The organism is Cyanobacteriota bacterium, assembly GCA_025054735.1.
Taxonomy (GTDB): domain Bacteria; phylum Cyanobacteriota; class Cyanobacteriia; order SKYG9; family SKYG9; genus SKYG9.
Map to the genome: position 1 here is coordinate 1 of JANWZG010000233.1, position 6,228 is coordinate 6,228.

At 50.2% G+C, this 6,228-nt stretch carries 6 protein-coding genes and 1 CRISPR repeat array; of the genes, 2 read left to right on the plus strand and 4 right to left on the minus strand.

The genetic code is table 11. The annotated features are described in order from the left end of the window. Positions 1–58 precede the first annotated feature (58 nt). A CRISPR array of direct repeats spans positions 59–319; the repeat unit is 36 nt; unit sequence GTGCTCAACGCCTTGTGGCATCGGAGGTTTGGACAC. 104 nt (positions 320–423) lie between these two features. The 3 genes from NZ772_11860 to cas1 are packed head-to-tail and all read right to left on the minus strand — an operon-like array spanning position 424 to position 2,537. Next, positions 424–549 carry a hypothetical protein gene (locus NZ772_11860; GenBank protein MCS6814242.1) on the minus strand — a complete coding sequence of 42 codons (126 nt, stop codon included), beginning with the start codon at positions 547–549 and terminating at the stop codon, positions 424–426. A gap of 19 nt (positions 550–568) precedes the next feature. After that, the gene (cas2, locus tag NZ772_11865; GenBank protein ID MCS6814243.1) at positions 569–862 is read right to left on the minus strand and encodes a CRISPR-associated endonuclease Cas2; all 294 of its coding nucleotides are present in this window, start codon (positions 860–862) and stop codon (positions 569–571) included. A 10-nt stretch (positions 863–872) separates the two neighbouring features. Next, positions 873–2,537: a type I-MYXAN CRISPR-associated endonuclease Cas1 gene (gene cas1, locus NZ772_11870; protein ID MCS6814244.1), complete on the minus strand. Its 1,665-nt coding sequence runs from the start codon at positions 2,535–2,537 to the stop codon at positions 873–875. Positions 2,538–3,023: 486 nt separating this feature from the next. Between cas1 and NZ772_11875 the strand changes: the two genes are divergently transcribed. Continuing rightward, positions 3,024–4,469 carry a cytochrome ubiquinol oxidase subunit I gene (locus tag NZ772_11875; GenBank protein ID MCS6814245.1) on the plus strand — a complete coding sequence of 482 codons (1,446 nt, stop codon included), beginning with the start codon at positions 3,024–3,026 and terminating at the stop codon, positions 4,467–4,469. A gap of 25 nt (positions 4,470–4,494) precedes the next feature. After that, positions 4,495–5,514: a cytochrome d ubiquinol oxidase subunit II gene (gene cydB / locus NZ772_11880; protein ID MCS6814246.1), complete on the plus strand. Its 1,020-nt coding sequence runs from the start codon at positions 4,495–4,497 to the stop codon at positions 5,512–5,514. Positions 5,515–5,838: 324 nt separating this feature from the next. On the opposite strand, the gene NZ772_11885 is transcribed toward cydB, so the two are convergent. After that, positions 5,839–6,228: alpha/beta hydrolase (locus NZ772_11885; GenBank protein MCS6814247.1), on the minus strand; the 390-nt coding region annotated here is incomplete at its 5' end.

Here is a 6,228-nt window from a genome sequence, read left to right on the forward strand (position 1 = left end):
GGGGCATCGGAGGTTTGGACACTCCTCTGCTAAAGAGGCTCCCCTTCGAGTACAAGAAGTGCTCAACGCCTTGTGGCATCGGAGGTTTGGACACGTAATTGATCTGTTGGCTAATAACCAGATCGTCCGTGCTCAACGCCTTGTGGCATCGGAGGTTTGGACACTTTTAGAAGGCCCTTGCCCGTGAACGGCCCCGGAGAAATCTCTTGCGTGCTCAACGCCTTGTGGCATCGGAGGTTTGGACACCTAACTCCGTCGGTTATTGTTGGAGCACCCTCCTCCAGTGCTCAACGCCTTGTGGCATCGGAGGTTTGGACACTGCGCTGGCTGAAACCCTTTCCTGGCTTGATGCCCTGACGAGTTTTGCAAGCACGTGTGTCATTGTTGGCCTTTGAGTGTTCTCAATTAAAATTCTACCATGGTTTAAGAGCTACGATCGCTGAGCTGGTCAGGGTTTGGCGTGTTGCAAGCACCTCTTGACTGGGTGAACAGGCTAGAACAGCGGTGGAATAGCGGCTGAGCGATCGTCCCGTAAAAACGATTGTCCAACAGTAACAGGTGCTTGCGTCTAGAGGATGCGAAAGCCCGTATCTTGGATAGACCATGCTTCTGGACGGTTACAGAGGCAAATGCGTTCCAAACAACTGTTACAGAGACCAACAATCAACAGGCTATCTTCAGGTTCTAGGATTTTTTCTAGTTCCCAGCGGAGTTTTTCTCGATCGCGCATGGTGAGCCGACAGCGAATAATGGAATATTGTAGGGTATCACCATAGCCCTTGAGCAGCTTATAGGCTTTGCGCCAGCGCTTAGGTTCACGGATGTCGTAGCAGATCAAGTACCAGTTTTTGTGTTCTGACATAACTGTCCCCTTAGCGCAACACAAGCTGGCCAAACAGCCCGGCTTCCCCTGACCATTCCTTCTCTAGCAAGCGTACCTCTAGCTCTAGGATACGGCGATAGGTAAGGGAATAGTTAGTGGCGGGGTGCTTCCAGGTTTCTTGCTTGCGTTTTTCATAGAGTTCGATAAACTTACGCTTGCCACTGTCACTAAGCCAGATGTGGGTTTTATGCACCTCAAAGTCAGCGTCAACATCCCACTGCTGGCGATTGATGGAGGCAACGATCGGCATGTCTACCAGGGGAACGCGAAAGATTTCCATCAAATCCAGAGCTAGGGGTGGAGCTTGGGTGCGGGGTTGGTGATAGAAGCCCAGAGCAGGTTCCAGACCGACGACAAGGATAGCATTGATCACATCTTTCAGGAGTAGGGCATAGCCAAAACCCAAGAGGGTATTGAACCGATCGTGAGGTGGACGGCGGTTGCGTCCGGTGAACCGCAGCTCAGGTGGAGTATCTTCTCCGAGCAGGTGAGACAAGGCACCAAAGTAACAGGCCGCGAGGTTACCCTCTAGCCCCAGGAGGCTGTCAATGGTGGGGGCAAGGTCAACTTGCTTCAGTAAGCGTTGCATCTGGTCAATGGCGGCAGTGAGGGGTGGGGGAATCTCAGCCATGCCCCGCTGACCCCGCATCAGATATTTGCGCTGGCTTTGCCCTCGACAGGCTACCAGTTTTTTTGCCAAGTTTAGGCACACCTCTGGATTGCTGAGGGCTTTGTATTGCTGAATGCGGCGCTGGATGCTGCCTTGACGGGTATCAAAACTGCCAATATATCGACCACCGCCAGAAATAAAGTGGAGGCCAATCTGTTGGTCAGCACAGAAGTGCATCGCCTGGGTGGAAATTTGAGAAAAGCTGTGCAAGACGATTTGCCCAATTTGGCGGGCAGGGAACTTTTCATCTGGTTGATTTTGGCGGCTAATTTTGAGCTGTTCCCCAGTTTTGCCCACGTAGGTGCCTGCTTCTAGAATGTGCAACACCTCCCGATCGTCATCACGAGGAAACAGTCGTAGGGCAGGATAGTCAGGATTATGGGCAAGGCGAGATTCCTCTGGTAGGCAGACCGGAGCAAGGGAGCAACGGACACAGAGGCGCTCATTATCAGTAACCGGAGGCCGCTGGGGAGACTGGCGCAGTTGCCTTGCCTGGTGGATGGCGTTATGCACAGCTTGTCGTCCCTCAGCATTCAAAGGCACATGGACAAGAACATTATCAGCATGGTAGCGGATACGCCCTTCTGACACTGGCACACCCAGAACAGCTTCAATTAGCAGGGCATAGGCCAAGATTTGGATACGATCGCTTTCCCAAGCTTGGGGTTGACGATTGTTGCCCCGATAACAGCGTCCGCGCTTATGCTCATAGGGGATGATCTGGCCATCGCGGGTGCGGAGGGCATCTACCTTGCCACGCAGCCCTAGTTCTGGGCTTTCTAAGGTGAGTTCATCCCAATCTTCATCATTGGCTTTAGCGAGTTCAGCATGAAGCCGACGACCAGCAAAGACGGCTGCATCTTGAGTATAGAGTTCTTCGACTTCTTCTAGGTAAAATAGGCGTGGACAGTACACCAAGGCATGGAGAGCGGACACACGCAGCGTTTCCTGTTCAAGGGCAGGTCGATTAAGGGTTTGCAACATGGGTATAGCACCTGAATGTGAGTCGTCAATGAACATCCCGTTATATAACGTTACGTGACGTTAAATCACGTTACACGGCACTACAATCAGACAATCATTGACTCCGCAAATCAACTCAGTAAATTTATACGAACTTGGCGTAATTAATACACCTGTTTCTAGTTATGTCGGAGCAGATGATGACCAATTAAGTGACAGTACGAACTCTGCAATAGACCACATGTAGTTGTGTAGTCACAAACTAACGCGAGCTAAACGCTAATGGTGTGGCTATATTGCTGACCTCTTTACTACTATGACCGACAAACCCGGCAAAATTGCTTCAGGGTGCAAAGATACTATTGGATACCAGGTGATTGTACCGACCGATCCTGAAGATAACTAGTAAATTTCGTGGGGATCTAGTTACCTGTGTAAACAATGCAGGTAATCAATTGCAACTGTGATGGTTGTGAATTCTTTAGTATTGTATTCAAGCATGAACTTATGACAGAATTTCTTGCCGATACAACGACCCTCTCGCGCATTCAATTTGCGATCACTGCAATCTTTCACATGCTATGGCCTGTCTTGACTACGGGCATGGCTATTTATCTGATCATCATTGAAGGCTTGTGGCTAAAGACGCGCAATCTTGACTATTACCGCCATGCCAGGTTCTGGTCACGGTTATATGTGTTGAACTTCGGTATTGGTGTGGCTTCTGGCTTACCGATGGCCTTCCAGTTTGGCCTCAACTGGGCACCCTTCTCGGAATCGGTTGGAGATTTCTTTGGCACTGTGCTTGGCTTTGAGGGCACCATGGCCTTCATGCTAGAGGCAAGTTTTCTAGGCATTATGTTGTTCGGCTGGGAGCGAGTGCCCCCAATTATTCACTTCATCTCGACCATTTTGGTGGCTGTTGGCGCTAACCTCTCGACTTTCTGGATTTTGGCAGCCAACTCGTGGTTGCAAACCCCAGCAGGTGGGGAATTTGTCAATGGTAAGTTTGTGGTGCAGGACTATTTCCAGGCGATCGCCAATCCATTCATGGTGAACAGCTTCTTGCACATGTTCTTCGCTACCTTAGAGACCTCTCTGTTTGTGATTGGCGGCATCAGCGCTTGGTACGTGTTGAATAAGCGCCATGCTGAGTTTTTTAGCAAATCCCTGAAGGTTGTTCTAGCCGTAGCAATTTTAATTGCCCCGCTGCAAATTTTTGTTGGTCACCTCAGCGCCGAGCAAGTTTATCATCACCAGCCTGCCAAGCTAGCTGCCATGGAAGCCCAGTGGGAAACGGTTCCCGCAGGCCAGCCCGCTGCCTGGAGTCTAGTAGCCCTGCCTAACGATCGGGCTGAGCGCAACGAGTGGGAACTAAAGATTCCTGGTGCCCTCAGCTATTTGCTGGAATTAAAGCCAACCCTTGATCAGCCTGTGCGAGGGTTGAAGTCATGGCAGCCAGAAAATCGTCCCCATATGGTGGGTTTGATCTACTACTCCTTCCGCATTATGGTAGCAATCGGCCTCTTTTTAGCCGCGCTCATGACCGTCAGCGCCATCCAATGGGTGCGGGGCAAACTAGCCGCAGAGGTCATTACCCAACAGACTTGGCTAATGCGAGCATGGGTCTTTGCTGCTCCCCTAGGCTACCTAGCAGTAGAAACTGGCTGGATTGTGCGCTGTGTAGGACGACAACCTTGGTTAGTGTATGGCGAGTTGCGCACTCTAGATGCTGCTTCTAAATTGCCTGCGGGCGAGGTGTTATTTTCCCTCACTGGACTGACCATCATGTATGTGATCTTCCTCGGTGCAGCCCTCTACTTTGGTGGTCGCATCATTCGCAAAGGCCCCAATTTAGAGCTTCAGGCACCATTGGTGGGTAATCAGCCGAAACTAGGGCTGGAGCTGGCCCAACATGCCCCCGATCAACGTCCTGCGGAGGCACGCCAATAGGAGTTTGGACTTAGGAGGTTGAATGATGGAACCACTGCAACCGTTACAGAATTTCTTACCCCAGGTTTGGTTTTTTATCTTGGGTCTATTTCTGTTTCTCTACGTACTGCTGGATGGGTTTGACCTAGGGGTAGGCATCCTCTCTCTGACAGCATCGAGTGAAGAACGACGCAGCATTCTAATGACCAGCTTGGGTAACGTTTGGGACGCAAACGAAACCTGGCTAATTTTGATGGGGGGGTCGCTGTTTGGGGCTTTTCCCCTGGCCTATGCCACGATTTTGAATGCCCTGTATATACCAGCAGTAATCATGGTAGTGGGTCTAATTCTGCGGGCTGTGTCCTTTGAGTTTCGAGAAAATGCTGACAACAAGCTGGTGTGGAATATTGCCTTTGGCGTGGGCAGTTTTCTCGCAGCCCTGGGTCAAGGGTTTGCCTTGGGCAGTGTCTTTGAAGGGATTACTGTAGACGCTGATGGCCACTTTGCAGGGGGTGTTTGGGACTGGCTGACTTGGCGATCGGTAATTGTCTCGCTTACCCTAATTCAGGCGTATGTCTTGGTTGGCTCCACCTATCTAATTCTCAAAACCTCTGGAGAGTTGCAAGCCACCCACTATAAAACTGCTACGATCGCCACCTGGACTACCCTAGCTGGAGCTGTTTTCATCACCGTCAGCACCCCACTGCTTTCAGACAATGCGCGAGAGCTACTGTTTTCAGTACCGATGGTCTATATTTTTGGAACAATTCCTGTGCTGGGGGTTTTGCTGGTGTTTTTGTTGCTGCGCAGCCTCAAACGTCGGGAGGAAAATACACCTATTATCTGGACGTTCCTACTATTTTCCCTATCGTTCATTGGGCTGGGGTTTATTATTTTCCCCAATATCATTCCACCCAGTGTCACAATCTATCAGGCTGCCGCTTCTCCTAGCTCCCTGGTGTTTATGCTCACCTTCATCGGTTTCCTGATTCCGATCGTGTTGGCTTATAACGTTTACAACTACATCGTATTCCGAGGTAAAGTCATCGGGGCTACCTATGAGTAGTTGGTGAGTAGTTGGTCACTGCTGGCTTCGCACCCAGAGCAGCCCTAAACTAGTGCTGCATTAGTGATAATTATTCCAGGGATCAGAAAGAGACACTTAAGCTCCTCTCCTGGGCTTCGGGAGAGGAGTTGGGATAAGGACAATTGTTGCAACCTAAATTGAACGACCATAAACGACTATATCTGTACCGAGGGTCGTAAACATCTGACGATAACTATTCAGACTTAGGTCTTTGTGAGGTTATTCGTGAGATCATCCCTGAGAGCCAGAGAGCACCGGCAACCAGAGTACTAGGGTTTGATCTACACCGCCAGCTTACTTCCCTTATATCGTTTTGGCAGAAGAGGGGGTGGAAGGACGAGGACAGACCTTCTCGGAGGTATCTGACTTAGAAATGTCTGAACTAGTGAGCTGGTGCAAAAATTCACGAATTGTCTGGAAGTAAGCTTCACCAGCGGTTTTAGCGTTGTTATTGTGCTCGCCGTTAGGCACCAGCCATAGGCGCTTTGGCTCTGGAGCGGCGGCAAATAACTGTTCACTCATGGTAAAGGGTACGTCACGATCGGCAGTGCCATGGATGAACAGCACAGGCATGTTGAGGGAAGATACTTTATTGATCGAAGCAAAGCGTTGATGAAGGAGCAACCTGATCGGCAAGAACCTAAACAGGGGTTGATAGGCTGCCATTGCTTGGATAGAGGTGAAACTGCTCTC